At 30.4% G+C, this 368-nt stretch carries 1 protein-coding gene; it reads left to right on the top strand.

Translation table 11 applies throughout. The features are described 5' to 3' along the window. Nucleotides 1-30 precede the first annotated feature (30 nt). Nucleotides 31-368 (top strand): hypothetical protein (locus J8281_RS19250; protein ID WP_210199265.1); only part of this gene is annotated, 338 nt, incomplete at its 3' end.

The raw sequence follows: 368 nt of genomic DNA, 5'->3' as shown, positions 1-368 counted from the left end.
CAACTAATTAAACTAAAGTTTTAAACATATATGAATAATAATCAACTATTAAGTACTATTAAAAAGAGATTATTTTTATTGGTTATCTTTTTGTCTATTAGTTTTCTGGATGCGCAAACTAAGGGATTAATTATTGAACCTTCAACAGGTTCTGGTACTTCGATTTTAGATCCCAATGGAGATGGATATGTATCAAATTCGACTACAGGTTTTATAGGAAATGATTCTACGGAAAGTGAAATACCATATATGCCATTTATATTTCCTGGAGCAGAACCTACAAGTGATTTAAATAATGGACCAAATTGTGGATTTAATGATTTTGTGGATTCTGGATCATTTGATCCTGCATTGTCGTATGTAGATGG

Origin of the sequence: Aquimarina sp. U1-2 (assembly GCF_017897595.1) — a bacterium.
Taxonomy (GTDB): Bacteria; Bacteroidota; Bacteroidia; order Flavobacteriales; family Flavobacteriaceae; genus Aquimarina.
The sequence above is the reverse complement of the archived record's forward strand: the minus strand, read 5'-3'. Positions and strand labels throughout refer to the sequence as shown.